Origin of the sequence: Polaribacter huanghezhanensis (assembly GCF_030444335.1) — a bacterium.
GTDB lineage: Bacteria > Bacteroidota > Bacteroidia > Flavobacteriales > Flavobacteriaceae > Polaribacter > Polaribacter huanghezhanensis.
In genome coordinates, this window is the sequence record NZ_CP128595.1 from 108978 (window position 1) to 134964 (window position 25987).

24 protein-coding genes are annotated in these 25987 nt (G+C 31.1%); 15 read left to right on the forward strand and 9 right to left on the reverse strand.

All coding sequences use genetic code 11. The features are described 5' to 3' along the window. Positions 1 to 14: 14 nt before the first annotated feature. Positions 15 to 1022, reverse strand: a complete 1008-nt coding sequence (locus KCTC32516_RS00525) for a 3-oxoacyl-ACP synthase III family protein (RefSeq protein ID WP_301402770.1) — start codon at positions 1020 to 1022, stop codon at positions 15 to 17. Positions 1023 to 1372: 350 nt separating this feature from the next. Here KCTC32516_RS00525 and htpG point away from each other — a divergent pair, with 350 nt between their 5' ends. The 10 genes from htpG to KCTC32516_RS00575 all read left to right on the forward strand — a co-directional run bounded on the left by htpG (position 1373) and on the right by KCTC32516_RS00575 (position 11570). Beyond that, positions 1373 to 3280, forward strand: coding sequence for a molecular chaperone HtpG (gene htpG, locus KCTC32516_RS00530; protein ID WP_301401138.1), 1908 nt, complete (start codon positions 1373 to 1375; stop codon positions 3278 to 3280). A gap of 220 nt (positions 3281 to 3500) precedes the next feature. After that, positions 3501 to 4064: a Crp/Fnr family transcriptional regulator gene (locus tag KCTC32516_RS00535; protein ID WP_301401141.1), complete on the forward strand. Its 564-nt coding sequence runs from the start codon at positions 3501 to 3503 to the stop codon at positions 4062 to 4064. Between the two features lie 64 nt (positions 4065 to 4128). Then, on the forward strand, positions 4129 to 5532 hold the full coding sequence (locus tag KCTC32516_RS00540) for an MFS transporter (protein ID WP_301401144.1): 1404 nt from the start codon (positions 4129 to 4131) through the stop codon (positions 5530 to 5532). A gap of 224 nt (positions 5533 to 5756) precedes the next feature. Continuing rightward, on the forward strand, positions 5757 to 6272 hold the full coding sequence (locus KCTC32516_RS00545) for a GNAT family N-acetyltransferase (protein ID WP_301401146.1): 516 nt from the start codon (positions 5757 to 5759) through the stop codon (positions 6270 to 6272). 46 nt (positions 6273 to 6318) lie between these two features. Beyond that, positions 6319 to 7191 carry a mechanosensitive ion channel family protein gene (locus tag KCTC32516_RS00550; RefSeq protein ID WP_301401149.1) on the forward strand — a complete coding sequence of 291 codons (873 nt, stop codon included), beginning with the start codon at positions 6319 to 6321 and terminating at the stop codon, positions 7189 to 7191. Positions 7192 to 7306: 115 nt separating this feature from the next. Then, positions 7307 to 8158: a TolB-like translocation protein gene (locus KCTC32516_RS00555; protein ID WP_301401152.1), complete on the forward strand. Its 852-nt coding sequence runs from the start codon at positions 7307 to 7309 to the stop codon at positions 8156 to 8158. A gap of 136 nt (positions 8159 to 8294) precedes the next feature. Continuing rightward, a complete protein-coding gene (locus KCTC32516_RS00560; RefSeq protein ID WP_301401155.1) occupies positions 8295 to 9632 on the forward strand; it encodes a M28 family peptidase in 1338 nt (445 codons plus the stop codon). Continuing rightward, positions 9626 to 10201 (forward strand): YdeI/OmpD-associated family protein, encoded by a 576-nt coding sequence (locus tag KCTC32516_RS00565; protein ID WP_301401158.1) that lies wholly within the window; start codon positions 9626 to 9628, stop codon positions 10199 to 10201. The genes KCTC32516_RS00560 and KCTC32516_RS00565 overlap by 7 nt, the downstream gene beginning before the upstream one ends. Positions 10202 to 10239: 38 nt before the next feature. Continuing rightward, positions 10240 to 10767, forward strand: a complete 528-nt coding sequence (locus KCTC32516_RS00570) for an RNA polymerase sigma factor (protein ID WP_301401160.1) — start codon at positions 10240 to 10242, stop codon at positions 10765 to 10767. Further along, entirely contained in the window at positions 10767 to 11570 is an 804-nt protein-coding gene (locus tag KCTC32516_RS00575) for an anti-sigma factor (RefSeq protein ID WP_301401163.1), read from the forward strand. The genes KCTC32516_RS00570 and KCTC32516_RS00575 overlap by 1 nt, the downstream gene beginning before the upstream one ends. 125 nt (positions 11571 to 11695) lie before the next feature. Here the strand turns inward: KCTC32516_RS00575 and KCTC32516_RS00580 are convergent, their stop codons facing one another. From KCTC32516_RS00580 to KCTC32516_RS00595, 4 genes are all read right to left on the reverse strand, one after another. After that, on the reverse strand, positions 11696 to 13924 hold the full coding sequence (locus tag KCTC32516_RS00580) for a TonB-dependent receptor (RefSeq protein WP_301401165.1): 2229 nt from the start codon (positions 13922 to 13924) through the stop codon (positions 11696 to 11698). A gap of 10 nt (positions 13925 to 13934) precedes the next feature. Beyond that, positions 13935 to 15230: a tetratricopeptide repeat protein gene (locus KCTC32516_RS00585; RefSeq protein ID WP_301401168.1), complete on the reverse strand. Its 1296-nt coding sequence runs from the start codon at positions 15228 to 15230 to the stop codon at positions 13935 to 13937. 102 nt (positions 15231 to 15332) lie between these two features. After that, positions 15333 to 15890: a DUF4331 family protein gene (locus KCTC32516_RS00590; RefSeq protein WP_301401170.1), complete on the reverse strand. Its 558-nt coding sequence runs from the start codon at positions 15888 to 15890 to the stop codon at positions 15333 to 15335. Between the two features lie 28 nt (positions 15891 to 15918). After that, positions 15919 to 16569: a DUF4331 family protein gene (locus tag KCTC32516_RS00595; protein WP_301401171.1), complete on the reverse strand. Its 651-nt coding sequence runs from the start codon at positions 16567 to 16569 to the stop codon at positions 15919 to 15921. 179 nt (positions 16570 to 16748) lie between these two features. Here KCTC32516_RS00595 and KCTC32516_RS00600 point away from each other — a divergent pair, with 179 nt between their 5' ends. Together KCTC32516_RS00600 and KCTC32516_RS00605 are read left to right on the forward strand one after the other, a co-directional pair. Further along, positions 16749 to 17630 carry a TIGR01777 family oxidoreductase gene (locus KCTC32516_RS00600; protein ID WP_301401175.1) on the forward strand — a complete coding sequence of 294 codons (882 nt, stop codon included), beginning with the start codon at positions 16749 to 16751 and terminating at the stop codon, positions 17628 to 17630. 23 nt (positions 17631 to 17653) lie between these two features. Next, positions 17654 to 19288 (forward strand): M1 family metallopeptidase, encoded by a 1635-nt coding sequence (locus KCTC32516_RS00605; RefSeq protein ID WP_301401178.1) that lies wholly within the window; start codon positions 17654 to 17656, stop codon positions 19286 to 19288. Here KCTC32516_RS00605 and KCTC32516_RS00610 read toward each other — a convergent pair. Then, positions 19280 to 19837: a 5-formyltetrahydrofolate cyclo-ligase gene (locus KCTC32516_RS00610; RefSeq protein ID WP_301401290.1), complete on the reverse strand. Its 558-nt coding sequence runs from the start codon at positions 19835 to 19837 to the stop codon at positions 19280 to 19282. The genes KCTC32516_RS00605 and KCTC32516_RS00610 overlap by 9 nt on opposite strands. Before the next feature lie 93 nt (positions 19838 to 19930). On the opposite strand from KCTC32516_RS00610, the gene KCTC32516_RS00615 reads away from it, so the two are divergent. The 3 genes from KCTC32516_RS00615 to KCTC32516_RS00625 all read left to right on the forward strand — a co-directional run bounded on the left by KCTC32516_RS00615 (position 19931) and on the right by KCTC32516_RS00625 (position 22358). Further along, a complete protein-coding gene (locus tag KCTC32516_RS00615; RefSeq protein WP_301401291.1) occupies positions 19931 to 20881 on the forward strand; it encodes an XdhC family protein in 951 nt (316 codons plus the stop codon). 173 nt (positions 20882 to 21054) lie between these two features. Then, the gene (locus KCTC32516_RS00620) at positions 21055 to 21657 is read left to right on the forward strand and encodes a SatD family protein (protein WP_301401292.1); all 603 of its coding nucleotides are present in this window, start codon (positions 21055 to 21057) and stop codon (positions 21655 to 21657) included. Next, positions 21651 to 22358, forward strand: coding sequence for a DUF3307 domain-containing protein (locus KCTC32516_RS00625; protein ID WP_301401294.1), 708 nt, complete (start codon positions 21651 to 21653; stop codon positions 22356 to 22358). The genes KCTC32516_RS00620 and KCTC32516_RS00625 overlap by 7 nt, the downstream gene beginning before the upstream one ends. 104 nt (positions 22359 to 22462) lie before the next feature. Here the strand turns inward: KCTC32516_RS00625 and KCTC32516_RS00630 are convergent, their stop codons facing one another. The 3 genes from KCTC32516_RS00630 to KCTC32516_RS00640 all read right to left on the reverse strand — a co-directional run bounded on the left by KCTC32516_RS00630 (position 22463) and on the right by KCTC32516_RS00640 (position 25933). Next, complete coding sequence (locus tag KCTC32516_RS00630) at positions 22463 to 23086, reverse strand: tetratricopeptide repeat protein (protein WP_301401296.1); 624 nt, start codon at positions 23084 to 23086, stop codon at positions 22463 to 22465. Positions 23087 to 23198: 112 nt separating this feature from the next. Further along, positions 23199 to 23627 carry a DUF2141 domain-containing protein gene (locus KCTC32516_RS00635; RefSeq protein WP_301401297.1) on the reverse strand — a complete coding sequence of 143 codons (429 nt, stop codon included), beginning with the start codon at positions 23625 to 23627 and terminating at the stop codon, positions 23199 to 23201. Between the two features lie 149 nt (positions 23628 to 23776). Next, the gene (locus tag KCTC32516_RS00640) at positions 23777 to 25933 is read right to left on the reverse strand and encodes a TonB-dependent receptor (protein WP_301401298.1); all 2157 of its coding nucleotides are present in this window, start codon (positions 25931 to 25933) and stop codon (positions 23777 to 23779) included. Positions 25934 to 25987 lie beyond the last annotated feature (54 nt).

Here is a 25987-nt window from a genome sequence, read left to right on the forward strand (position 1 = left end):
TAATCATTTTATAACTACCACCGTATAATTACAGAACCCCAAGTAAATCCGCTTCCAAAAGCAGCCAACACAACCAAGTCGTTGTCTTTTATTTTACCCAATTCCCACGCTTCTGTTAATGCAATAATTACAGATGCTGCTGTGGTGTTTCCGTATTTCATAATATTGTTATACACTTTATCATCTTCGAGTCTAAACTTGCGTTGAATGAATTGTGCGATTCTTAAATTTGCTTGATGCGGAATTAACATATCAATATCTTCTTTATCTAAACCGTTTGCTTCTAACCCTTCTACAATTGCTTCAGAAAAACGAGTAATTGCGTGTTTAAATACAAATTGTCCGTTCATATACGGATAATACGAAACGTCATCAGGATTGTTTTCTGCCATAATTTCTGGAACCCAACGATGTGTAGATGGACCTTCTAAAACCAATTCTTTTGCGTGTTTTCCTTCAGAATGTAAATGAGACGACAAAATTCCTTTTCCTTTTTCTTCTGATCTCGATAAAATCGCCGCTCCCGCTCCATCGCCAAAAATTACAGACACATTTCTTCCTCTTGTAGAGCGCTCTAATCCGCCAGAATGATTTTCTGCACCAATCACTAAAATGTTTTTATACATTCCGGTTTTGATAAATTGATCTGCAACAGACATCGCATAAATAAATCCAGAACATTGGTTACGAACATCTAATGCGCCAATTGTTGGCATTTCTAGTAAATCTTGAATTTGAACTCCGCCACCAGGAAAATACATGTCTGGACTCAACGTTGCAAATACAATAAAATCGATATCATCTTTTGTCAATCCAGCACGTTCAATAGCAATTTTAGAAGCTTTTGCTCCCATCACAGCAGTTGTGTCGCCCGTTTTTGGATCAATCCATCTGCGTTCTTTTATTCCGGTTCTTTCTTGAATCCATTCATCACTCGTTTCCATCCATTGCTTTAAGTCATTGTTCGTTACAACATTATCCGGAACGTAATACCCTAAGCCTATTATTTTTGAATTATACATCATTTTCTACCTCTTTTATTGCATTAAAATTTAGTCTATCAAACTTACTAAATTTATTTTTATATATTTACAAAGTTAATGATTAACAAAAAGCACAAACAACTATAACCAAACTAAATGGAACGTCAATATTTTTTATTGGCGTTTTTTTATGTCAGTTTGTCACAAATCTTCTTTTGGTATTTTATTTGACTATTAGTAATTGAAATAAACGAATTGTCAGTTCGAGTGAATTTTAAAGAACGATAAAATTAGTATCGAGAACAAAAGACTTCTCGATACCATTTTCAAAAAAGAAAATCACTCGAAGTGATAGTAATAAATTAAAAATCTAAAATAAATATAAAATTATGAGTAAAGGAAACATTAATGTATCGGTAGAAAATATTTTTCCGTTAATTAAAAAATTCTTGTATTCTGATCACGAAATATTTTTACGTGAGTTAATTTCTAACGGAACAGACGCAACTACAAAATTAAAGCACTTAATTGCTATCGGCGAAGCCAAAGTAGAATTAGGTGATGCTAAAATTGAAATTAGCATCGATAAAGACAAAAAAACGCTTACCATTAAAGATAACGGAATTGGAATGACGGCTGATGAAGTTGAAAAATACATCAACCAAATTGCCTTTTCTGGTGCTGAAGAATTTTTAGAAAAATACAAAGACGACAACAACGATACAGGTGTAATTGGTCATTTCGGATTAGGTTTCTATTCTGCATTTATGGTTGCAGAAAAAGTAGAAATTATTACCAAATCTTTTAAAGACGAGCCAGCTGCTCATTGGACCTGTGATGGTTCTCCAGAATACACCATTGAAGCACACGACAAAACGGAAAGAGGAACAGAAATTGTTTTACACATTGCAGAAGATTCTTTAGACTTTTTAGAAGATTCTAAAATTGGTGGATTGTTAAACAAATACAATCGTTTTAATCAAATTCCAATTAAATTTGGAACAAAAAAAGAAAACGATCCAACCTTTACTCCAAAAACAACAAAAGACAAAGACGGTAAAGAAACTACAGAGCCGCACAAACAAATTGACGTTGATAACATCATCAACAATACAACACCAGCGTGGACAAAAAAACCTGCTGATTTAGAAGATGAAGATTATAAAAATTTCTACAGAGAATTGTATCCAATGCAATTTGAAGAATCGTTATTTCACATTCATTTAAATGTTGATTATCCGTTTAACTTAACAGGAATTCTATATTTCCCAAAGTTGAGTCCGAATATGGACATGCAAAAAGACAAGATTCAATTGTATCAGAATCAAGTTTTTGTAACGGATAATGTTGAAGGAATTGTTCCTGATTTCTTACAAATGTTAAAAGGTGTTATTGATTCTCCAGACATTCCGTTAAACGTTTCTCGTTCTGGTTTACAAGCAGACGGAGCGGTGAAGAAAATCTCTGGGTATATCACCAAAAAAGTGGCTGATAAATTAAACTCGTTGTACAAAAACAATCGTGAAGATTTTGAGCAAAAATGGAACGATATCAAAGTAATTATCGAATACGGAATGTTATCTGACGATAAGTTTTTTGACAAAGCACAAAACTTTGCATTGTATCCAACGGTAGATAATACATTCTTTAATTTAGAAGAATTAAAAGAGAAAACAAAAGACGCGCAAACGGATAAAGATGGAAATCAAATCATTTTGTACGCTGCAAATAAAGACGCACAACACAGTTATATTCAAGATGCAAAAGCAAAGGGATATGAAGTGTTATTGTTAGATTCTCCAATTGTTGGACATTTAATTCAAAAAATTGAAGGTAGCAACGAAAAGTTGAAATTTACGCGTGTAGATTCTGATCATATTGACAATTTAATTAAGAAAGACGACACCGTTATTTCTAAATTATCTGACGAAGAAAAAGACAAATTAAAGCCAATTATTGAAGCTGCTGTTCCTAAAGAAACCTATACAGTTCAGTTAGAAGCGATGGATTCTTCAGCTTCACCGTTTTTAATTACGGTTCCAGAATTTATGCGTAGAATGAAAGAAATGAGCGCATCTGGTGGTGGAATGATGGGAATGGGAAATATGCCAGACATGTACAATCTGGTAGTAAACACAAACCACGAATTGGTTGGTGAAATTTTAAATACCAAAACCGCTAAAAAACAAGAACGCTTAATTAAACAATCTTTTGATTTGGCTAAGTTATCTCAAAACTTGTTACACGGTGAAGAGTTGACCAACTTTATCAAACGTTCTTATGAATTGATTAAGTAGACACGAAGTGTCATTACGAGGAATGTCAGTTCGAGCAAAGTCGAGAACAAATGACGTGGCAATCTCATAAATAAACCAAAACCTCTTTGTGAAAACAGAGAGGTTTTTTATTTGACTTTCTGACAAAAATCAGCTAACTTCGTTTAATTCCTGATAGAATGAATTAAAACTCACGGTATCATAATAGTTCCCAGCAATTAAAAAAGACAAAACAGAATTAATGAAAGAGTTACTAGAATATCTAAATAGTATTCAACGATTGACTGATAAATCCCAAAAAGCACTTTCATTAATTTGCACAGAATTAACTGTTAAAAAAAACTCAAACCTTCATCCAATTGGACATACTTGTAGGAACATTTATTTTATTAAAAATGGATTGTTATGCATCTATTATTTTAAAGAGGACATTGAAATAATAGAAAGTTTTGAATTTGAAAATTCAATTGTTGCTAGAGCAGATAGTTTATTCAAAACCGAACCTTCACGTAAAGGAATTAAAGCCATTGAGAGTTCAGAGTTAATTGCCATTAATTCCTCCAAACTATTCGATTTATATGATAAACATCCTGATATTGACCGATTGTTTAGGAAGATATATGAAAATGCTTATGTAGAATTAGTTAACAGAGTTGAAAGTATTCAATTTCATACAGCAGAAGAACGTTATCATAACTTATTAAATCAATCCAGACAAACTATCCTAAGAGTACCTTTAAAGCTTATTGCTTCTTATTTAGGAATCACACAAGTCAGTCTGAGTAGAATCAGAGCAAAAAAGTAATTATTTAACATTTGTAAAGTATTTTCTTTTTATTCTTCCTGACTTTTGTAATAAATCAAAGAATATGGATAATATAAAGTTAGGATTGAAAGAAAATTGGAAACAATTTACATTACTGGTTGTTGTAAATGCTTTTGTTGGGGGTATGGTTGGTTTAGAACGTTCCATTCTTCCTGAAATAGCCGAGAAAGAATTTGGATTAGTTGTAAAAACAGCAATATTATCATTCATTATTGTTTTTGGTATTACCAAAGCATTGACCAATTATTTTGCAGGCACATTAGCAAATAAATATGGCAGAAAAAAACTATTAATACTAGGTTGGATAATTGGAACACCAATTCCTTTTATATTAATGCTTGCCCCTAATTGGAACTGGATAATAATTGCCAATATTCTATTAGGAGTTAATCAGGGTTTAGCTTGGAGTAGTACAGTTGTGATGAAAATTGATTTAGTTGGAGATAAGCAACGTGGTTTTGCAATGGGACTAAATGAATTTGCGGGTTACTTGTCGGTCGCAATTGTAGCCTTTTTAACAGGTTGGATTGCTAGTGTACACGGTTTAAGACCCTACCCTTTCTATATTGGAATTATTCTAGTCATATTAGGTTTAATCTTTAGTATCTTTTTTATTAAAGACACTAAACATCACGTAGCTAAAGAATCAAAATCGAGTACCGTTCCTTTCTTAAAAAATATTTTTCTGGATACAACTTGGAAAAACAAAAACTTAGGCTCTGTTTCACAAGCAGGACTAGTTAACAACCTAAATGATGGAATGGTTTGGGGTGTTTTTCCATTATTATTAGCAAGTAAAAACTTCACTATAGAGCAAATAGGAATAATTACAGCAATATATCCTGCCGTATGGGGAATAGGACAATTATTTACAGGAAAAATGGCTGATAAATATCCTAAAAAAGAAATGTTATTTTGGGGGATGCTCCTACAAGCCATTACGCTTTTACTATTTGTTTTTGCTAATAGTATGTCTCAGTATATCATTCTATCTTCAATTTTAGGTTGGGGAACAGCAATGGTTTACCCTACTTTTTTAGCGTCTATTGCTGAAAACACCAATCCAATAGATAGAGCAAAAAGTATTGGAATTTTTAGATTATGGAGAGATTTAGGTTATGCAATTGGCGCAATATTAACAGGTTTAATAGCAGATGCCTATAACATAAATAGTTCAATTGTATTTATTGGAGTACTTACCTTAATATCTGCAATTATCATCAAAGCAAGAATGAAAACTAATACAAGTTGTATTTCAAAGCAAGATATTCAAAAAAAGAAAAATTATACAATCATTGATGTAAGAACTAAAGAAGAACGAGAAACTGGGTATATCGTCAATTCTATTCATATTCCAGTCAGTGAACTTGAAAGCAGAATTAAAGAACTTCCCACAGACAAACTTTATGTTACTGCTTGCGGAAAAGGGGGGTGGAAGGTCAATTAAAGCATCTGAAATATTGCAATTAAACAAGTATAATGCAATTTGGCTTTGTGGTGGAACACTAGGTTGGATAGAAAAAAAAGCTGGTAACAGTGTATAAAAATAATAGCGGTTTAAGTACTAAATTCAAAGTGAGTATCTTTGCACAAAGTTTAGTAATAAATTGAGAGTTAGACCCTTAAAATCCGCTACTATTCTTATACTAACCGTTAAACGAAACATCCAAATTGCACAACATTACCAAAGCCAAACTAACAGACGCAAAAATCTTAGCTCAACTTGCTAAAGAAACTTTTTTACCAGCGCACGGACATTCTGCTTCTAAAGAAGATGTAGATATGTATGTTTCAGAAAATTTTAATGAAACCACATTTATTAAAGAATTGTCCAATCCTGAGAATCATTATTATTTGATGTATCATAACAATACATTGGCGGGATATTCTAAAATTACACTCAATACACCCAACAAAAATATATCTTCAAATACTGTAACTTGCTTAAGCAGGTTGTATGTTCTTAAAGAATTTTATGGTTTGCAATTAGGAAAAAAATTATTTGATTTTAATATCGAATTTACTAAACAACACCAACAACAAGGAATTTGGTTACATGTTTGGATAGAAAACCAACGCGCCATTAATTTTTACACAAAAATGGGGTTTACTATTGTGGGAACTTACGATTTTAAAATTTCTGCCACACATACCAATCCGAATTATGTAATGTATTTGCATTTTTAAATTGCACATCGTTCTTTTCACTATCTTTGAATAAAAGAAATTTAAGATGAATAGAAAATGGAAATTTGTTTTATATCCAATACTATTAATTGGTATTATCTACTTAAAGTTTTTTAACGAAATAGCTTCTCGTTTTATAGACAAATACAACGAGTTACAATCTTTTATCGCTTTTTTAATCTTTTATCTTTCCGTTGTTTTTGTGGCAAATCTGGCAAAATACATTTACTCTAAAAAAAATAAAATTTCTGCTGGCAAAAAAAATAATGTCCATTTTGGAATCGAAAATATTGCTAATTTTACCGTTGGCATTGCTGTTATTATAATGCTTATCAGCTTTTTTAGCGGTGTAAATCCAAAAGATTTAATCACATCATTAACCATTGTTGCTGCAGCAATTGCTATTTTAACAAAAGAATATATTGTTGATTTTATCAGCGGAATTTACTTAAGTTTTTCCAACACTTTTGAAATTGGCGATTATGTTAAGATTGATCACTTAAAAGGAAAAATAGTAGAAATTAGCATGTTAAAAGTAAAAGTTTTGAATGATGATGACGATATCGTAATCATTCCAAACTCTAAAGTACACTACAACGAAATTATCAACTATACCAAAAGAGATGCTCGGTTTATGACGGTCGATTTTCAAATTGCTTTAAAATATATTGATACTCTTGAGCAGCTTGAAAAAGAAATTATTTCATCACTAAGAAGTTTTAGTCAATATATTGAACCAAGAACTTACAACCTTAAAGTAGTAGAAATGAAAGTTGATTATTTAGATCTTAAATTTCAGTACACATTAAAACTCGTTGATATGGATATGCAACGAAAAATAAGAAAGAAAACAATTAGAGAAGTTTTTAATTTTATTTCTAGTAAAAAAGAACTTCCCATCGCAAATCCATCATTATAAAACACAGCACTTGTACTTTAAATAAGTAAAATGATTACTTATTATATTATTAAAAACTTCTTTATAAAACAGTAAGGTTTTTCTTTTTAGTATCTTTGAAAAAATCAATTTTCAGATGAAAAAATTCCTTTTCTTTTTATTTGCAACTTCTATTGCTGTTGCACAAACCAACACAGAAGTATATCTTTTTGAATTAAACAATAGCAAAGGAAATTGGACTGTTGGTAACGGAAAAAACATTTCTAACAACCCGGGGTACGATAGTCAACCTTATTTTTATTCAAAAAATGCTGTTATTTTTTCATCAACCAGAAACAAGCAAACTGATATTGCAGAATACAATCTAAAAACTGGGAGCATTAAGTTTATCAATAGCACCCCAAATGGCGGAGAATATTCGCCACAGAGAATTCCAAAATCTAAAGATATTTCTGCGGTTAGATTAGATACTGATGGATTGCAACGTTTTTATAAATACAATTACAAAACAGGAAAGAGCACAGAAATTATTGCAGATTTAAAAGTGGCGTACCCAATGTGGTATGATAAAAATACTGCTATAAATGTTGTAATTGTTGGCGATGATTTAGATTTAATTGTAAGTGAATTAAAGCTGAAAAGAAATACAACTATTCAGAAAAAAGTTGGCAGATCTTTACACAAAGTTCCAAATACAACTTTTATAAGTTATATCAATAAAGAAAAAGAGCAATGGGAAGTTACTATGTTTAATCCTAAGAGTGGAGAACGAAGAAAAATTATTGAAACAGTTGGACAAAAAGAGGATGTTTGTTGGTTGCCAGACGGAACCTTATTGATTGCCGTTGGAAATACAATCATGAAATTTAATCCTGTAATTGATAAAAACTGGAGCGTTTTTCACACGTTTCCTAAAACTAAATTTAAAAATATTTCGAGAATTTTAGTAAACTCAAAAGGAACTCAATTGGCTTTAGTCTCTGATTAATGCACTCTTTTTTCGAAATACCCTTTTAAATAAATTAATTGAATTGCCATAAAAATTCCGAAAATCACTTAATAAAAGCCACTTCTAATTAGAAGTGGTTTTTATTTTTTATACATTCGTGTTTTAAATTTAAATCATGAGAAAAATAATTACCAGTATCGCTATCTGTTTTACCATTACTTTATCGGCACAAACAGATCAAAAAATCTACGACATTATAAATAATGTTTCTGCAGATAGAATTAAAAAAGATGTTAAAACACTTACAGAATTTGGAACAAGAAATACATTTTCTGACACCATTTCTAATACACGTGGAATTGGAGCAGCGCGTCGTTGGGTAAAATCAACCTTCGAAACAATTTCGAAAGATTGTAATAATTGCATCAACGTTTTTTATCAAAAAGATTTAGTTACCACTAAAATGAGTAAAAGAGTACCGCATGATGCTTGGATTGTCAATGTTGTAGCAGTACAAAAAGGAACAAAATACCCAAACAGATATATTATTATGAGTGGCGATATTGATTCTCGTGCAAGTAATGGATCTGATTTTACAACCGATGCTCCTGGCGCAAATGACAACGCTTCTGGATTGGCAGGAACCATAGAGGCTGCAAGAGTTTTATCGAAATATAAATTCGAAAATAGCATCATTTATCTTGGATTGTCTGGTGAAGAGCAAGGATTGTTTGGCGGCGCAGGTTTGGCAAAGTATGCAAAAGAAAAAGGGTGGGATATTATTGGTATTTTAAACAATGATATGATTGGTAATATTACTGGAGTAGATGGCGTAATTGATAATAGATCGTTTAGAATTTTCTCTGAACCAGTACCTGCAAACGAAACCGAAAGACAACGTAAAGCAAGACGTTTTTATGGTGGAGAAGTTGATGGAAATTCTCGTCAATTAGCTCGTTACATTCATAAAATGACAAAAACATACATGCCAGAAATGAATCCGATGATGATTTATCGTTTAGATCGATTTGGTCGTGGCGGACATCACAGACCTTTTAATGATTTAGGTTTTGCAGGAATCAGAATTATGGAGGCGCACGAAAACTACACACAACAACATCAAAATATTAGAGTAGAAAATGGCATTAAATATGGTGATACTTTTGAGCATGTAAATTTTGACTATGCAAAAAAATTAACCGCTGTAAATGCTATTACAATGGCAGGCATCGCTTCTGCTCCACCAGCACCAAAAGATGTTGGAATTGGAGGTGCAGTTCAAGCAGCTGTGAAATTAGAATGGGACAAAGTTGATGGCGCAAAAGGATATAAAATTTATTGGAGAGACACCACCTCTCCAACTTGGGATAAAAGCCGTTACGTAGGTGATGTTTCTCGTTTTTTACTAGAAGGAATTGTTGTTGATAATTTCTTTTTTGGCGTTGCAGCTGTTGGAAAAGACGGACATGAAAGTGTCGTTGTTTTTCCTTCTAAGATTATTAGAAAATGGTAGAAAAACCTCTTTTATACTTTAAACATCAAACAGAATGGCGTTTATGGTTAGAAGAAAACCACACAAATTATAAAGGTGTTTTTTTGATCTTTTATAAAGTAGAAAACAAAGAAGCATCAATGCGTTGGGAAGAGGCCGTTAAAGTTGCCTTGTGTTTTGGCTGGATAGATTCTACCGTAAAAAGTTTAGGAAACGGAAAAAGAAAACAAGCATTTGGCCCACGGAATGAAAAAAGTGTTTGGAGTGCATTAAACAAAAAATACATTAAAGAATTATTAAAAGATAATTTGATGCATCCATCTGGTTTGGATAAAATTAAAACGGGTAAACAAAATGGTTCTTGGACTGCTTTAGATGCTGTAGAAAAAGGAATTATTCCAGAAGATTTACAACAAATATTTAATGTAAATTTTATCGCTTTTAAAAATTATCAAAACTTTGCTCCATCTTACAGAAAAAGTTATTTGTATTGGTTACATCAAGCTAAAAGAGAAGCCACAAGAGAAAAAAGAATAACAGAAATTATTTTACTTTGTGAAAGAAATATAAAATCTAGAGGAGAATGGTAATTGTTTTTAGTATTTTAGAACTTCTTAAAAACTAGTAGATGCAATTAGAAGAACTTGTAGTTCAATTTAAAAATAAAGATGTAAAAGCTTTTGAAACTTTATATGAAATGTATCATAAAAGTGTACAAGGTGTTGTCTTTAATATTGTTAGAGATAAAGAATCTGCAGAAGAAATTGCGCAAGATGTTTTTATCAAAGCATGGAATAATGCAGATTCTTATGCTGCAAAAAAAGGGCGTTTTTTTACTTGGATTATCAATATTGCAAGAAATGCAGCCATAGATGAAACGCGTTCTAAAAATTTTAAGAACAATTCTAAAAACCTTGATGCCCAAATTTTCGTAGATATATTAGAGACACACGATAGCTTAGATTCAAAAACAGATGCTATCGGAATTAGAAACTTTGTAAACAAATTAAAAGATAAATGTATTAAGGTAATTGAACTTTTATACTTTAAAGGTTTTACTCAAAAAGAAGTTTCTGAAAGTTTAGAGATTCCGTTAGGAACTATAAAAACAAGAAATAGAAATTGTATCAATGAGCTAAGACTCATGCTAAAATAATGACAAAAAACGAACACATAGAATCTGGAATTTTAGAGCTATATATTGCTGGCGCGCTTTCTGAAAAAGAAAACGAACAAGTATATCGTTTGTTACAAGAACATCCAGAAATATTAGAAGAAATTAAAGAAATAGAAAAAACCATTTCTACCTTAACTTCTAGTGTTGCGCCAAAAGAAAGTGAAAATTCTTTCAAAAATATTTTAATAAAAATGATTCAGGATAAAGAAAATACTTCTAAAGTAGTTTCTATATCAAAACCAAGAAATAACTGGGCAAAATATTCTGGTTGGGCAGCAGCAATTATTGTTGGTTCTACACTTACATATTCTGTTTACAATACTTCAAATTTAAACAACAAATTAGAAGCAATAAATACAGAAAAACAGCAGTTTGAATTACAATTAGAAAAAGCATCAACAGATTTAGCCCAAAACAAAAAATTACTAGGAGTTATTAGAGATAAAAATATTATTTCAATTCCTCTACAAGGACAAAAAGTTTTTCCAGAAGCGTATGCAAAAGTATATTGGGATCAAAAAACGCAAAATATTTATTTAGATGCGCAGGGTTTACCAGATCCGCCTAAAGGAAAAGTATACCAAGTCTGGTCTTTAAAACTAAATCCATTATCACCAACAAGTTTAGGAACCATTGATAATTTTACTGCGGATGCAAACAAGATTTTCTCAATAGAAAACCCAAATCAATCTCAAGCTTTCGGAATTACTTTAGAACCTGAAGGAGGAAGCAAATCTCCAACACTAGATCAATTGTATACTTTAGGAGCAGTAAGTCCTTAAAATCAAAAACTTATATATTAAAATAGCCGCTTTAAAAGCGGCTATTTTTGTTATCATTTGAATCCTTCAAAACATCACAATAACAATTGTTGATTAAAATTCCCTAATAATAATTCCACTTTCTTTTAAAAGGTGTAAGTAACTGATAGCTTTGCAGAAAATGGAGTTCCTGGTGTAAAATGAATTTCTTCTACAGGATTTGCTTCATTTTTTAATCTAGATGCTGTTGCAAACTGGGTTTCGTTCCAATCAACATTAAAAAGGTTTTGTAAAGAAACACCCAATGTTATCTTGTTTATTTTATAATTTAAATTTGCATCAGCTACAAAATATCCTTTTGCTACAATAGAATTGTCTTCGTTTGCAGCTCTATCACCTATATATTTATAGTTGATTGATCCAGAAAAATTATTGTAATTATTTACCGATAATCCGCCAGTTAAAGTAACTTTTGGCGCTAACGGAATATAATCTTGACCCGCAGCAGCTTCTAAACTTCTTGCCTTTGTAAATGTTGCATCGGTATTAAAATACACCCAATTTGTAAACTGATAACGGATTCCTAAATCCAAACCATAACGTTCAGATTTTCCTGATGGTTCTACGATTCCAGCATCACCAACATACACAAATTCTTCTTCAGATAACAAGTACCAGAATGTGGTATTTAAAAGAAATTTTGATACTGGTTTCCAACTATTTCCAACATCTAAACCATAAGCTCTTGGCAATGTTTTATTGGTTTGCTTTACAACTACACGCGCATCATTTGAATGAAAACCAATTCCCGATTTTAAAAACCATTGTATATTTTTATTTGGTGTGTAGGTAAAGTTTAACTTCGGGTTTACAATTGCTTTAGATGTAGATGCTGTATTATAGGTTGGTTGCAAAGCATCGTTGTATTGAAAAGTTAAATAATCTAAACGCAAAGCTGGTGCAATTGTAAAGTTTCCAAATTCAAATTCGGCGTTTAAAAATGCATAATAATTGGTTTGATTAAGATCACCCAACTGAATAGTATTCAGCGTAGTTTTTCTATCTAATGTATGCGATAATTCAACATTTTTTACATTATCATTTCTTAAGCCTGTTCCTGTAGTTACTGTTACATCAATATCAGAAATACGTGTATTCTTTTTAAACTGTGTGTTAAATCCAAAAATATCTCTATCTTCTTGTTGTTTAATTTGATCTCCGTTTATTGGATCATTTAAAAAGAACGTAAAGTTTGAAAATAGTTTAAAAGCATATTTTGTATAAAAAACATTGGTTTGTACTTCCACATCACTTTCTAAGGTTTTACTGTATTGAAAATTTAAATTTGTTCTAGACGTTTCTCCCCCTTCAGTATCATCAATTGCACCAAAACGAGTGATGTTTTTATGATCAACTTCTCTTTGTGGAATTTGCCCAGAAGCATCCCATTTACTTGTAAAATGAGAAGCGGTTAATGTAAACTTACTATTGTCTTTTAAGTATGTATTGTATTTGGTAAACAAATTAATTCTGCTAAAATTTTGAGGCGATTCTACAAAACCGTCAGTTGCTAAATATTCTAGGGCAACGTAGGCACTTTCATTGCTTTTGTTGCCTAATAAATTAAACATTCCTAAGGTTCTAAAAGTATTAAACTGACCAATACCAATATTAATTTGACTTTTTTGTATTGCTGTTTTTGTTTTAAAATCTACATATCCTGCAGTATTAAAATCTCCATGATTTGCATAATAAGGTCCTTTACCAAAATTTATTTTTTGAATGGTTTCTGGAATCAAAAAATGCAAATCGCTATACCCTTGTCCGTGTGCATGCGAAACCATATTTACGGGCATTCCGTCTACAGACAAACTTAAATCTGTTCCATGATCTATATCAAAACCACGTAAAAATATTTGTTCTGCTTTACCTCCACCAGCATGTTGACCAATAAATAAACCTGGTACTTTTTGTAAAATTTCTTGCGAAGAGTTTACAGGGTTTTTTGCCAAATCTATTTTTACAACAGTTTGAATGGGATCTATTTTTTTAGTTAAAATCAATTCATCTAACAAAAATACTTTGTCTTCTAAAATTAGCGTTACTTTGTTTTTAAGTTCAGATTCTTTCAAGGAAAATTGCTGCTTTTTATATCCTAAAAGTCCTATTTCAATAACATCGCCAACGGTAGAATTCTCGAGGATAAAACCTCCGTTTACTTTTGTATGTGTATGACTGTTTGATGTTGTATTATATACATATACATTTTCTAAAGGCTCTTTACTTGCATTTATGATACGTCCAGAAAATAATTGTGCAAAACTTTGCAAACTAAAGAGTATTGTTAATACAGTTAATAACGTTTTTGTTTTCAAAACAGTTTTTTTAAATATTATTGATTCTCCTCTCCATTAATGGCCCTAACTCAAAAGTACTTTCTAACAACTCTTTTTTAATTTTTAAAGCCTTATTTGTAAAACCGTTTACTTTATAAATTTCTGCTAAATGATATTTTGCTATTGGCGCAAAGGTTTTATTTACCACATAAGAATTCATTAACTCTAACGCTTTTTGATAGTCTTTTTTCTGAAAATAATACCATGCTAACAAATCATAGGTTTGTGGTGTAGGTCTGTTCTGAATTTCTTTTTTAATAATTACTAAAGCTTCTTCTTTTTTATCAAATTCCTCTAAAAATAATTTGATATTGTATTGATTATACATATTGCCATAAAGCTTATTTTTTACTGCAGAAAAATAGAATTCTAGGTTTTTATTTTTATTGGTTAAATTATTATCAAACTCAGCAATTTCTGCTTTTAACAAATAATAAATTGGGGATAAATTTTCTTTAGAAATCGTGTTTAAAATTCGCAAAGCTTCTTCTGGGTTTTTCTCATAAGAATACACAATCCAAGCAATTCCTTTTTTTGCATAGGTATTATTAGCATCTAACTTTAACGTTTTTAAATAAAAAGTATATGCTTTTTTAATTTTATTATTATGACCATAATAATCTGCCAAATTTGTATACGCCCAAATTTTTAAACCGGTATTATTCGAAGATTCTGCAATTTTAGTCGCTTTTTCCATAAAATGAATTGCCGAATCTAAATCGCCCATATGATCGTTCCATTTAGAATCTCTAATCAAATAATCAAAATCTGAAAAACTTTTAATTTTTGTTAAATAACTTTCAGCTTCTTTATAATTTCCTAGTTCTAAATGTATGTCAAAAAGCATTTTTTGAGTTGCTTTTAAATTATCACCTAAAATTTCTGCTTTTTTTACTAATTCTAAAGCTTCCTTAAATTTATGCTGAGAAATATAATTTCTAGCTAAAGCTCTTAAACTACCTGATTTTTTATATTCCGTTTTACTATTTAATTTTTGTAATTTTTGTTCTGCATTCACTAAATACTCAATGTTTCCTTCTGATGAAAAAAGCATCGTATTTGCACTTGCAATTTTCCCTAAATACGGATATTGACTTGGTTGTTTTTGAAGTTTATTTTCCCAAAAATCAAGTTCTTTTTGAGCTACTATTTTTGAAGTGTTTACCGATAAGTTTAAATAGGTATCGTAGTCTTTTTTATTGGTAATTTTAGAATCATTTTTAGTTGAACAACTAAATGAAACAACTGCAAATATTACTAAAATAAAATTTTGTTTTGTTTTCATTATTTCGAAGGATTTAAAGTGAAAATTATTGTAAAAATTGACTGTATTTTACAACAGTCAATTTTTATTTTTAAGGGGGATTTTATTAAGGGGGATTTTATTTTACCAAGGTGACGCCAAGTAAGGGAACGACGTAGAAAAAGTTTTGTCGTTTGCATCTACATGATCATCAGATAATGTTGGGTTTTCAGTAAAATCTTCTCCACCAAAAATCAACAATAATTCTACCGTAATAACATCATCATTCAACGCTCTTCCTGTCAACACATTTGTGCCATCATAAAAAGTTGTTTTTCCGTCTAATGATACTGTTAATACATCTGTTGCCAAAACACTTGTAAAAGTTGCAGCGTCCAACATTAATGCATTTTTATCTCCTGCATTTGCGTACGCCGGACTTAAGGCTTTTAAATTTATTTCAAACATTGATTGAAATGCTGCTCCTTGTTGAGTAGGAATTGTAACATTAAAAGCATCTTTCATATTTGAGTTTACAAATACAGTATTAATCGCTGGTCTTCCCATTTGATCTTTCTGCGCATATGTACCAGAAAAATCAATCATAACCTCTGTTTCTAAACTCGATTTTTTACTACAACTTGTCAATGACATAATTGACAAAATTAATACGGTTACTATTTTTATATTGTTAAGTTTCATTTTTAAAAGTTTTAAAATTGTTAATTAATTATTGTTTTACTTTAGATTCTACCCAAGTATTAATTGTTCCGCTTCCACCAATCATAGATTTTGGAACTTCAACTACAATAGATAATACATTAGTTCCTGCAAAAGTATCTGCACCTGGATTGTTAAAGCTTGTTGCTCTACCTCCAATAATTTCTCCGTATTGTGCAAAATCCATAAAGAAAGGATCATCTCTTGGACCAGCAAAGAATTTCATTTCTCCTTTTGTTCCTATGATTGCATTTGAACCATAAGGTGTAATTGCTACTCCATACGCAGAATTATCAGTAGGAATTGTACTATTTAAACCTGTAGAACCTGGTGCAAAAGGACCAAAGAAATACATTTTCCCGTTTCTTGGAATTGCTTGTATTACCCAATCTTCAATTTTATCATCGTTGGTATCAATATTAAATTCTACCAAAACGTTTTCATCAAATTTTGCTGTTTGTGACGCCATCGGACTTAATAGTCCTTGTACGTTGGCAACAAAAACTAAATTGTTGGTGTTTTCGCCTTGAAAGGCATAAAAATCGGTGATATCACTTGAACCACCTGCTACTGTTGGAGCATCAATATGATCTGCTGCATATAGGATTAAACCTAATACTGCAAATGCGCATGTTCCAATAATTAATTTCATTTTTTTCATGATTGTAAATTTTAGTTAATTACTTATTCTCCTCTACTTACGAGAAAAAGAAAGGCACGGTTTTATTTTTTTTAAAAAAAATTAATTTTATTTTAAAAAAATACCTTAAACAACTAATCATAAGTATTTTAACTTATTAAAAAATATTTATTTTTTCTGATAAGAATCCTTATTTTTGAATGATGACTACAATTTTAATTACAGGAGGAACAGGTTTGGTAGGAAAATTACTTGCCGAAAAATTGATTGTTAAGAATTATACTGTTCGTGTTTTAACAAGAACTCCAAAAAAAGAAAATGAATTCTCCTGGGATATTGCCAATAATTTTATTGATGAAAAAGCATTTGACAATTTAGATTATATCATTCATTTAGCTGGCGCAGGAATTGCCGATAAAAGGTGGACATCAAAAAGAAAAAAAGAAATAATAGATAGTAGAACACAATCTACACAATTACTATTAGATAAAGTAAAAGAATTAAAAGTGCCACTTCGTAGTTTTATTTCTGCATCTGCTGTTGGTTATTACGGAGCCATCACTTCAGGTAAAATTTTTACCGAAAGGGATGTTTCTGCAAATGATTTTTTAGGAACTGTATGCAACCTTTGGGAGAAAGCTGTTTTAGAATTTGACAAAATTGCGATTCCAACTACAATTTTTAGACTCGGAATTGTATTGAGTAAAAAAGGAGGGGCATTAGAAAAGATGAAAACACCCATTATTACTCCGATTGCAAACGGAAAACAATATATCCCTTGTATAGATATTGAAGACTTAACTGATATGTTCATTTTTGCCATTGAAAAGAATCTAACAGGAATTTTTAATGCCGTTGCGCCAGAAGAACAAACCAGTTATGGTTTCTCTAAATTATTGGCTAAAAAAACAAAGAGACCATTTGTACCAATTGGTGTTCCAACATTTTTATTAAAACTAATTTTTGGTGAAATGTCTATTCTATTAACTACAGGAAGTAGGGTTTCCTCTAAAAAAATTATAGAAACTGGCTTTCAGTTTACACATAAAAAACTAGAAAGTTCGTTAAATAACTTAACTTAGCATCCACTTTATAACACTACAAAATGAAAAATAAAACGTTTTTAAGTATAGTATTTCTTCTAATTACAATTTCGATTACTGCTCAAAAAAATAATTTTACAAGACAAGATACTTTAAGAGGATCCATAACTCCAGAGCGCGTTTGGTGGGATTTAAAATACTATCATTTAGACATTCAGGTTTTTCCAGAAACCAAATCTATCAAAGGAAAAAATACCATAGAGTATACCGTTTTAAAACCATATCAAGTATTACAAGTAGATTTACAACCGCCTTTAAAAATCACCAAAGTAACTCAAAATGGTAAAGCGTTAAAAGTAATTTCTGAAGTAAATGCGCATTTCGTTCAACTAGAAGAAAAGCAACAAGTTGGGGCTGTAAATGCTATTGTAGTGTATTATGAAGGCAAACCACAAGAAGCAAAAAGAGCACCTTGGGATGGCGGGTTTTCATGGAAAAAAGACAAAAATAACAATGAATTTATAGCAACATCGTGTCAAGGTTTAGGCGCAAGTGTTTGGTGGCCAAATAAAGATCATATGTATGACGAAGTTGAAAACATAGATATTAGTGTTCGTGTTCCATCAAATTTAATGGAAGTATCCAACGGAAAATTGAAAAGCGTAGAAAAACATAATGATCATACAACCACGTATAATTGGACGGTAAAAAATCCAATCAATAATTATGGAGTAAATGTAAACATTGGAGATTATGCACATTTTTCAGAAAAATACAATGGAGAAGCTGGCGTTTTAGACATGAATTATTATGTATTAAAATACAATCTAGAAAAAGCGAAAAAGCAATTTAAAGATGCTCCAAAAATGATGAAAGCGTTTGAGCATTGGTTCGGGAAATATCCTTTTTATAAAGATGGTTATAAGTTAGTTGAAGTGCCGTATTTAGGTATGGAACACCAAAGCTCTGTAACTTACGGAAACAAATTTGCAAACGGATATTTAGGCAGAGATTTATCTGGAACTGGTTGGGGTTTAAAATTCGATTTTATCATTATTCACGAATCTGGACACGAATGGTTTGCTAATAATATTACGTACAAAGACATGGCAGATATGTGGATTCATGAGAGTTTTACCAACTATTCTGAAAGTTTGTTTATAGAATATTATTACGGAAAAAAAGCAGCTGCTGAATACATCATTGGTTTAAGAAAAACTATTGGAAATAGAAGTCCGATTATTGGAAAATACGATGTAAATAACTCAGGTTCTGGCGATATGTACAACAAAGGTGGAAACATGTTACACACCATTCGTCAACTAGTGAATAATGATGAGAAATGGCGAGAAATTTTACGTGGATTGAATAGCGAGTTTTATCATCAAACAGTTACCACAAAACAAATTGAAGAGTATATGTCTCAAAAATCTGGCGTGGATTTGTCTAAAGTGTTTGATCAATATTTAAGAGATTATAGAATTCCAGAATTTGCATATGCAATTAGAGGAAATCAATTAAAATACAAATGGAATCATGTTTTAGACGGATTTAATATGCCAATAAAAGTGATGATTAACGGAAAAATTAAAACTTTGCAGCCAACGGATATTTGGAAAACAGCACAATTAGAGGGTTCTAATCCAACGTTAAAAGTGGATGAAAATTATTATGTAAAATCTAAAAAACTAGACTAATTCTTTTACTAAAATTTGATCCAAACAAACATCGTGTGTTTCTTTAGGAACAGCAGCTACTTCTTGAAACGGATAAAAAATCCCGATTTTAAAAGCAGTTGGAAGTTGCGCTAAAAACGTATCGTAATATCCGCCGCCATAACCCAATCTAAAGTTTTGATTATCGAAAGCCAAACCTGGCACAATAACCAAATCATAATTTCCAGAATACACAGTAGAATTTGCTGGATACGATGTGCCAAAAATACCTTTTTCTACGTCTTCTAAAGCATGTAATTCTAAATTTTCTAACTGACGTTTAGGTAACGTTTTTGGAGAAATAATTTTGATATTTTGCGCTAACATTTTTTGTATAAACGGACGAATATCGATTTCTGTTCCCATGGGTAAATAGGCATGAACCACTTTTGCGTTTTGTTCTTTTACCAATTTTTCTAGTTCTGCACAAATCCATAAATCGTATTCTTTTTTAGCTGCAGATCTATTTCTTGCGCGTTTTTTATACATTTCTTTTCGCAATGCATCTTTCATGTCTAAAATTGGCTCCATGTAAAATTCTTTTAACTCAAAGATAAATGAAATTCACTAAAAACCCATTTTGTAGTATGTGCATTTTTGTATATTGCTAACATAAATAGAACTATGGATTTCTGGCAACAACTTTTAACGCAATTACAACAAAATAAAAAAGTATACCTCTTAACGGTAATCGAAAATTTCGGAAGTTCTCCTGGCAGAAAAGGATTTAAAATGTTGGTTGCTGATGATGGATTTATCTTCGGTTCTGTTGGTGGCGGCGTTATGGAATTTACCTTAGTAGAAGAAGTAAAAGATTTGTTGCAAAAAGAAAATCAACCTGTATTTTTTAGAAAACAAATTCACCAAGGAAACGGAAAAGACAAATCTGGGATGATTTGTTCTGGAGAACAAACGGTAGTTTTTCATCCTATACAGACTTCAAATATTCAGCTTGTAAAAAACATTTTAAACTGCATCAACAATAACGAGCCACAAACGTTATCTTTTACTCCAAACGGAATTCAGCTTTCAAAAAATACCATTGCCGATAAATACGAAACTCAAATAGAATCTGAAAAAGAATGGACATTTAAAGAACATATTGGCTTTAAAGAAACACTTTATATTGTTGGTGGCGGACATGTTGGTTTGGCGGTTTCTAAACTGTTTCGATTCTTAAACTTTACGGTTGTGGTTTTTGATAATAGAGACAATTTAAACACGCTAGAATCAAATACTTTTGCACATCAAAAACACGTCATTGACTACACAAAAATTACCGATTTTATTAAAAAAGGAAACGATAGTTATGTAGTAATTATGACCAATAAATATACGGATGATAAATTGGTGTTGAGTCAATTGCTACGAAACAAATACGCCTATGTTGGTGTTTTAGGAAGCAAAGCCAAATTAAAAACCATGTGGGAAGTTCTACTTAAAGAAGGTTTTAAACAAAAAGAACTTGACACTGTTTTTGCGCCAATAGGAATTCATATTAAAAGTGAAACTCCAGAAGAAATTGCAATAAGTATTGCCGCAGAAATTATACAAACTAAAAATAAAGCGCTGTAATTTAGTTTGTTTTAAATTTATTTTTAGATAACTTCTATGTTGGTGAATTTATTTCAGCAACTCTTGAGGTAAACATTTATGCTAAAAGAAATATAACTTGAATTATATGCAAAAAAGCATATATATTTGATTATATGCAAAAAAGCATATATATTTGATAAAAATTAAAACTTATGATTGCAGTTATAACTGGAGATATTATCAATTCTAGAAATATAGATGCTCAAAAATGGATGCCCAAATTAAAAAAGGTCTTGAACAAATATGGATCAGAACCAAAAACTTGGGAAATATATCGAGGTGACAGTTTTCAAATAGAAGTACAAGCCACAGATGCATTAAAAGTAGCAATACTAATTAAATCAACAATAAAGCAATTTAAGTCATTAGACGTTAGGTTGGCAATTGGAATTGGAGAAAAAACGTATGAATCGGAAAAAATAACTGAATCAAACGGAGATGCCTTCATATATTCTGGAGAAACATTTGAGAAACTAAAAAAACAAACACTTGCTATTAAAACCATATGGAATGATTTCAATCAAACAATAAATTTAATGTTTGACCTTGCAACTCTTACTATGGACAACTGGACTCCATCTTCTTGTTTAATCATAAAAACAGCAATAGAGTCTGAGAATATTAATCAAAAAGAATTAGCTGCTCTACTTAATAAAAAGCAAAGCAATATTAGTACTAGTTTAAAAAGAGCTGGGTTCGATGAAATCCAAAAGCTACTACACTACTATCAACAAAAAATTAAAAACAAATGTTAACACTAGCCATAAAGTTTATTTTAGCTCATTTAGCAGGGGATTTTTTATTTCAAACCGATAAATGGATAGAGGATAAGAATGAGAAAAAACATAAATCATCTTATTTATATTGGCATCTATTAATTCATTTCATTTTACTATTATTCACGTTACAATTCGACTTTCATTACTGGGTTGGAATTGTCATTATCATAGTTTCGCATTATATCATAGACCTCTTAAAATTGAACTTGAATAAAAAAATGAATTCGCAGGCACTTTTTTTTACAGACCAAGTTCTACATTTTATAGTAATCTTAGGAGTTGTTCATTACTACATTCCTTTTAAAATAGATCTAACTTCTATTTACAGTACTGAGTCCTTACTTTTAATTACATTTATGCTAATAACCACGCATGTATCTTCTGTTGTAATTAAAACACTTATCTCTAAATGGAAAATAGATGAGGAGTCTCCAAATCAAGCAGGAAAGTATATTGGAATGTTAGAAAGGTTGTTTGTTTTTTCCTTTATAATTTTAAATTATTGGGAAGGAATTGGTTTTCTTCTTGCTGCTAAATCTGTATTTAGGTTTGGTGACTTGTCCAAAGCTAAGGATAGAAATTTAACTGAATATATTTTAATCGGAACATTATTAAGTTTTGGTATTGCAATTGCAACTGCTGTTGGATACAAATATTTAGTAGAGATATCCATTTAACTTTCAAAATATAAGAACACAACTCTTTATTTGTCGGTAACAAATTAAAAAATCTTCCTCATTTATGAAGAAGGTTTTTTAATTCAATTAATTTATAAATTCACTTATTTTCTACATTGTTTTAAAGCTTCTTGTGCTCTATCAATGCCGCCAAAAGGATGAAATTTTCCTGCTGGTTTTTCCTTTTTAAACAATTCTATAGAACGTTCTATTTCTTTACAAAAGGGTTTGGTAGATTGTCCAAAAAATGTTGCTCCACCAATATCCCATTGTGCTTTTGCCAGAACAACTCTTGGATTGTTTGGTGCAATTTTTAAAGCTGTTGCATACAATTGTATGTTCTCTCCAGATAATGTCATTCCGTATTTTTGTCCATCAAAAGCAACATATACTGTGTTTAACATTGCTTGTGTTATGATAATTTCTGGATTGCTTTTAGAAAGTGCATTTGCGTCGTCTAACAACTCTTGTGCTTTGTCTAAATGTGTTTTTAACTTTGTTTCGTCTTTGATAGAAAAACCATCAATAATTAATATGGTTGCGGCATAATAAGGTGGCAACCAATTGTCTTTTTCTGCGGAAGCAATTCTTTCAAAAAGCTGAACAGCTTCTGTGTTTTTTTGTTGTCCCCAAAGTGCAAATGCTTTGGTCATTCCTTTTTCGTAAGGTGTTTGTGCAGAAATACTTACTGCAAAAATAAATGCGAATACTAGTGTTATTTTTTTCATCTTTTAATAGTTTAGTTTGTTTATAATGATTACTGTCATTGCGAGAAATTTTAATTTTGTGGCAACCTCATTAATTTAAAAGATTGCTTCATTGCACTCGCAATAACGATAGTTATTCTACTTTCACAGGAATTGAAATATCTTTTGTTACGTTAAATTTTGCGTCTTTAAATTTTGGCGGCCCCATAAACCCAGTTGCTCCATTAGAACATCCAATTGGTTCTTTTGGGATTCCAAAAATTCTAGTGTCTAGTTTTTTATTGTCGTTTTCATCATGGAAAACCGAAATTGCATAAATTCCGTTTTCAATATCATCAAAAACTGCTGTTGCTTTTTTAGCTGATACTTTTACAATAGTTCCTTTAAAACTTTTATTTAAAAAATCTTTTTCAGAATTGTATAAGGCTACAAAAACGTCCCCTTTATCAGAAGTCATTCCAGAAATTGTTACGGTAATTGTGTGTGTTTCTTTTTCTTGTGAAAATGCTTGAAAGAAAAAACTTGTGATGATACATACGAGTGTTAAAATTACTTTTTGCATGGTGTTTGGTTTTTAGTACGATTCAAATATCTAATTGTTTTACAACTTAAAAATATATTTATAACCGAATTGTCGTTTTTTAATACTGAGTTGTTAATTCTACTAGTTCTCGATACATTACTCCTAAAGCGTGACACTCGAACTGACATTTATAAATTCTTTAATTGATTGTCGTTTTTATTGTCGCTAATTGTCCAAAAGAACCCTACAAAAAAGAACCGATCTGCGGATGGAGTTATCGCTCTACTTTCAAATTGTCCCTGTCCGTTTTGTTGATTTGAATATTGATACCCGTTCACATTTTTAGTCCCCAACACATTACTAACTGATACATACAATATTTTTTGCTGACTTATTAAATACGCCCAATTGACATTTAATGCATTGTAACTTTTGGTTTGATCGTTTAAAAATCCTGCCTTATTTGGGTTTGTAAAATTTCTGCCAGAAGCATAATTATAACTAAATCCAATTTGACTTTTCCAATCCGTTACAAAATGTTTTACAACTACTGATACATTGTGTTTTGCAACAAAATTGGGCGTTGCAGAAGCAACATAATTTTTATAATCTCTTTTGGTGTCTAAGAAAGAATATGAAATCCAATAATCTGTTTCTTTGAATGTTTTATTATCTCTCCAAAAAACATCCAATCCTTTTGCGTACCCAAAACCATTATTAGAATAGTTTGATGTTGGCAACGTAAAATCGGTGTCGTATTTTACCAAGTCGTTATATTTTTTATAATACGCTTCAATTCTTAAAATTTTCTTGTCTTTTACATATTGATAATTGGCAATTACATGCGACGTATTTTCTGCTTTAAAATTAGTATTAAATTTTAAATAGTCATTATTTGGATTTTGATAAAATCGCCCATACGCTAAAGAAAACTGTCCGTTTTTACTTGCTTTATACGCCAATGAAACTCTTGGAGAAAGTGTAGATTCTTTTAATAATTGCGAATATTCTGACCTCAATCCAATTTTTGCCGCAATTTTTTTAGAGAAAAAAACATCTACTTCTGCAAAGGTTCCAAAAATGTTATTATCAAATCCGTAGTTAGAATTCCCAACATTTGTGTTTTTATAGGCTTCTTTAAAATTGGTCATAAAGTATTCTGCACCAACATTTAATTTAACACGATTGTTGATGGTTTTCTTAAATCGCGCTTTAAAATGTGCCGAATTTTCGTTGTTTATTACTTCATCAGCTTCTAATTTTATATCAGAATGATCGTTTGTTAACGACAAACCTGTTAAAAATGTCCAATTATTTTTTAAAAATCCTTTGTAAGAAGTATTGAAATATACGTTTCTATTCTTTAATCCAAAACGAAATCCGTTGGGTAAATTGATGTCTTCTTGCGTTACATCTAAATCTGAGTAACTAAACGCTCCGTACACTTTTAACATGCCGTCATTTTTCATTTTCTGACGATAAATCATTTCTCCACCTAAAGCTTGCACAGGTTTATGCCATTTATTATTGTCTGGAAAAGCAGCTTGATACGGAGCTAAATTGATATATGAAACATTTACACTCAATGATTTTTCACCCCAAATTTGTGTGTTTCCTAAACCTAAACCAACTGTCATAAAAGACACATCGGTTTTTTCTTCTATGGGTTCATCAACCGAATTTAATAATAAAACACTCGACAAAGCTTGTCCGTACTCAGCAGAATATCCACCGGTAGAAAATGTGATTCCTTTGAATAAAAACGGAGATAAACGTCCGCGAGTTGGAATGTTATTTGGTGATGGAGAATACGGCGTAAAAACTCTAATTCCATCTACAAAAATTTGTGTCTCACCAGCATCACCTCCACGTACAAAAAGTCGCCCATCTTCAGAAACATTTGTTGTTCCTGGCAAGGTTTGTAAAGCACCCACAAAATCGCCCATCGCTCCAGCAGTTGTTACTACGTCTAATGGTTTTAAAGCGGTTACTTTTGCGTTATCTCCGGCTTCAAAAGTTCCTGCGTTGATGTTTACAGCATCTAAAGTGTTGACATCTTCTCTTAATTTTATCAACAATTTTGAAAATGTTTTGACATCCGCTGTTTTAAAATACTGCACGTAAGAAATAAATGAAATTTTTAAGGTTTGAATTCCTTTTTCTGAAGTTGTAAAAGAAAACTCCCCTTTTTCGTTGGTTGATGTTCCGTCGTAAGTGCCATCTAAAAACACGTTTGCACCAATAATTGGTGCTCCTTTTTTATCGGTTACTTTTCCAGAAACCGTAGTTTGTGCTGTTAAAGAAATTTGACAAATGACGAGAAGAAAAAATAATACTTGTTTCATTTTTATGAATTTGTTTGTTTGATGCCACAAAGGTGTAGTAGAAAACAAACGCTT

What these genes read in the sequence shown, in the direction of transcription:
- KCTC32516_RS00525 (WP_301402770.1), bottom strand. Translation starts at nt 1,022, where the DNA reads ATGTATAATTCAAAAATAATAGGCTTAGGGTATTACGTTCCGGATAAT.
- htpG (WP_301401138.1), top strand. Translation starts at nt 1,373, where the DNA reads ATGAGTAAAGGAAACATTAATGTATCGGTAGAAAATATTTTTCCGTTA.
- KCTC32516_RS00535 (WP_301401141.1), top strand. Translation starts at nt 3,501, where the DNA reads ATGAAAGAGTTACTAGAATATCTAAATAGTATTCAACGATTGACTGAT.
- KCTC32516_RS00540 (WP_301401144.1), top strand. Translation starts at nt 4,129, where the DNA reads ATGGATAATATAAAGTTAGGATTGAAAGAAAATTGGAAACAATTTACA.
- KCTC32516_RS00550 (WP_301401149.1), top strand. Translation starts at nt 6,319, where the DNA reads ATGAATAGAAAATGGAAATTTGTTTTATATCCAATACTATTAATTGGT.
- KCTC32516_RS00555 (WP_301401152.1), top strand. Translation starts at nt 7,307, where the DNA reads ATGAAAAAATTCCTTTTCTTTTTATTTGCAACTTCTATTGCTGTTGCA.
- KCTC32516_RS00560 (WP_301401155.1), top strand. Translation starts at nt 8,295, where the DNA reads ATGAGAAAAATAATTACCAGTATCGCTATCTGTTTTACCATTACTTTA.
- KCTC32516_RS00565 (WP_301401158.1), top strand. Translation starts at nt 9,626, where the DNA reads ATGGTAGAAAAACCTCTTTTATACTTTAAACATCAAACAGAATGGCGT.
- KCTC32516_RS00570 (WP_301401160.1), top strand. Translation starts at nt 10,240, where the DNA reads ATGCAATTAGAAGAACTTGTAGTTCAATTTAAAAATAAAGATGTAAAA.
- KCTC32516_RS00575 (WP_301401163.1), top strand. Translation starts at nt 10,767, where the DNA reads ATGACAAAAAACGAACACATAGAATCTGGAATTTTAGAGCTATATATT.
- KCTC32516_RS00585 (WP_301401168.1), bottom strand. Translation starts at nt 15,230, where the DNA reads ATGAAAACAAAACAAAATTTTATTTTAGTAATATTTGCAGTTGTTTCA.
- KCTC32516_RS00590 (WP_301401170.1), bottom strand. Translation starts at nt 15,890, where the DNA reads ATGAAACTTAACAATATAAAAATAGTAACCGTATTAATTTTGTCAATT.
- KCTC32516_RS00595 (WP_301401171.1), bottom strand. Translation starts at nt 16,569, where the DNA reads ATGAAAAAAATGAAATTAATTATTGGAACATGCGCATTTGCAGTATTA.
- KCTC32516_RS00600 (WP_301401175.1), top strand. Translation starts at nt 16,749, where the DNA reads ATGATGACTACAATTTTAATTACAGGAGGAACAGGTTTGGTAGGAAAA.
- KCTC32516_RS00605 (WP_301401178.1), top strand. Translation starts at nt 17,654, where the DNA reads ATGAAAAATAAAACGTTTTTAAGTATAGTATTTCTTCTAATTACAATT.
- KCTC32516_RS00610 (WP_301401290.1), bottom strand. Translation starts at nt 19,837, where the DNA reads ATGGAGCCAATTTTAGACATGAAAGATGCATTGCGAAAAGAAATGTAT.
- KCTC32516_RS00615 (WP_301401291.1), top strand. Translation starts at nt 19,931, where the DNA reads ATGGATTTCTGGCAACAACTTTTAACGCAATTACAACAAAATAAAAAA.
- KCTC32516_RS00620 (WP_301401292.1), top strand. Translation starts at nt 21,055, where the DNA reads ATGATTGCAGTTATAACTGGAGATATTATCAATTCTAGAAATATAGAT.
- KCTC32516_RS00625 (WP_301401294.1), top strand. Translation starts at nt 21,651, where the DNA reads ATGTTAACACTAGCCATAAAGTTTATTTTAGCTCATTTAGCAGGGGAT.
- KCTC32516_RS00630 (WP_301401296.1), bottom strand. Translation starts at nt 23,086, where the DNA reads ATGAAAAAAATAACACTAGTATTCGCATTTATTTTTGCAGTAAGTATT.
- KCTC32516_RS00635 (WP_301401297.1), bottom strand. Translation starts at nt 23,627, where the DNA reads ATGCAAAAAGTAATTTTAACACTCGTATGTATCATCACAAGTTTTTTC.
- KCTC32516_RS00640 (WP_301401298.1), bottom strand. Translation starts at nt 25,933, where the DNA reads ATGAAACAAGTATTATTTTTTCTTCTCGTCATTTGTCAAATTTCTTTA.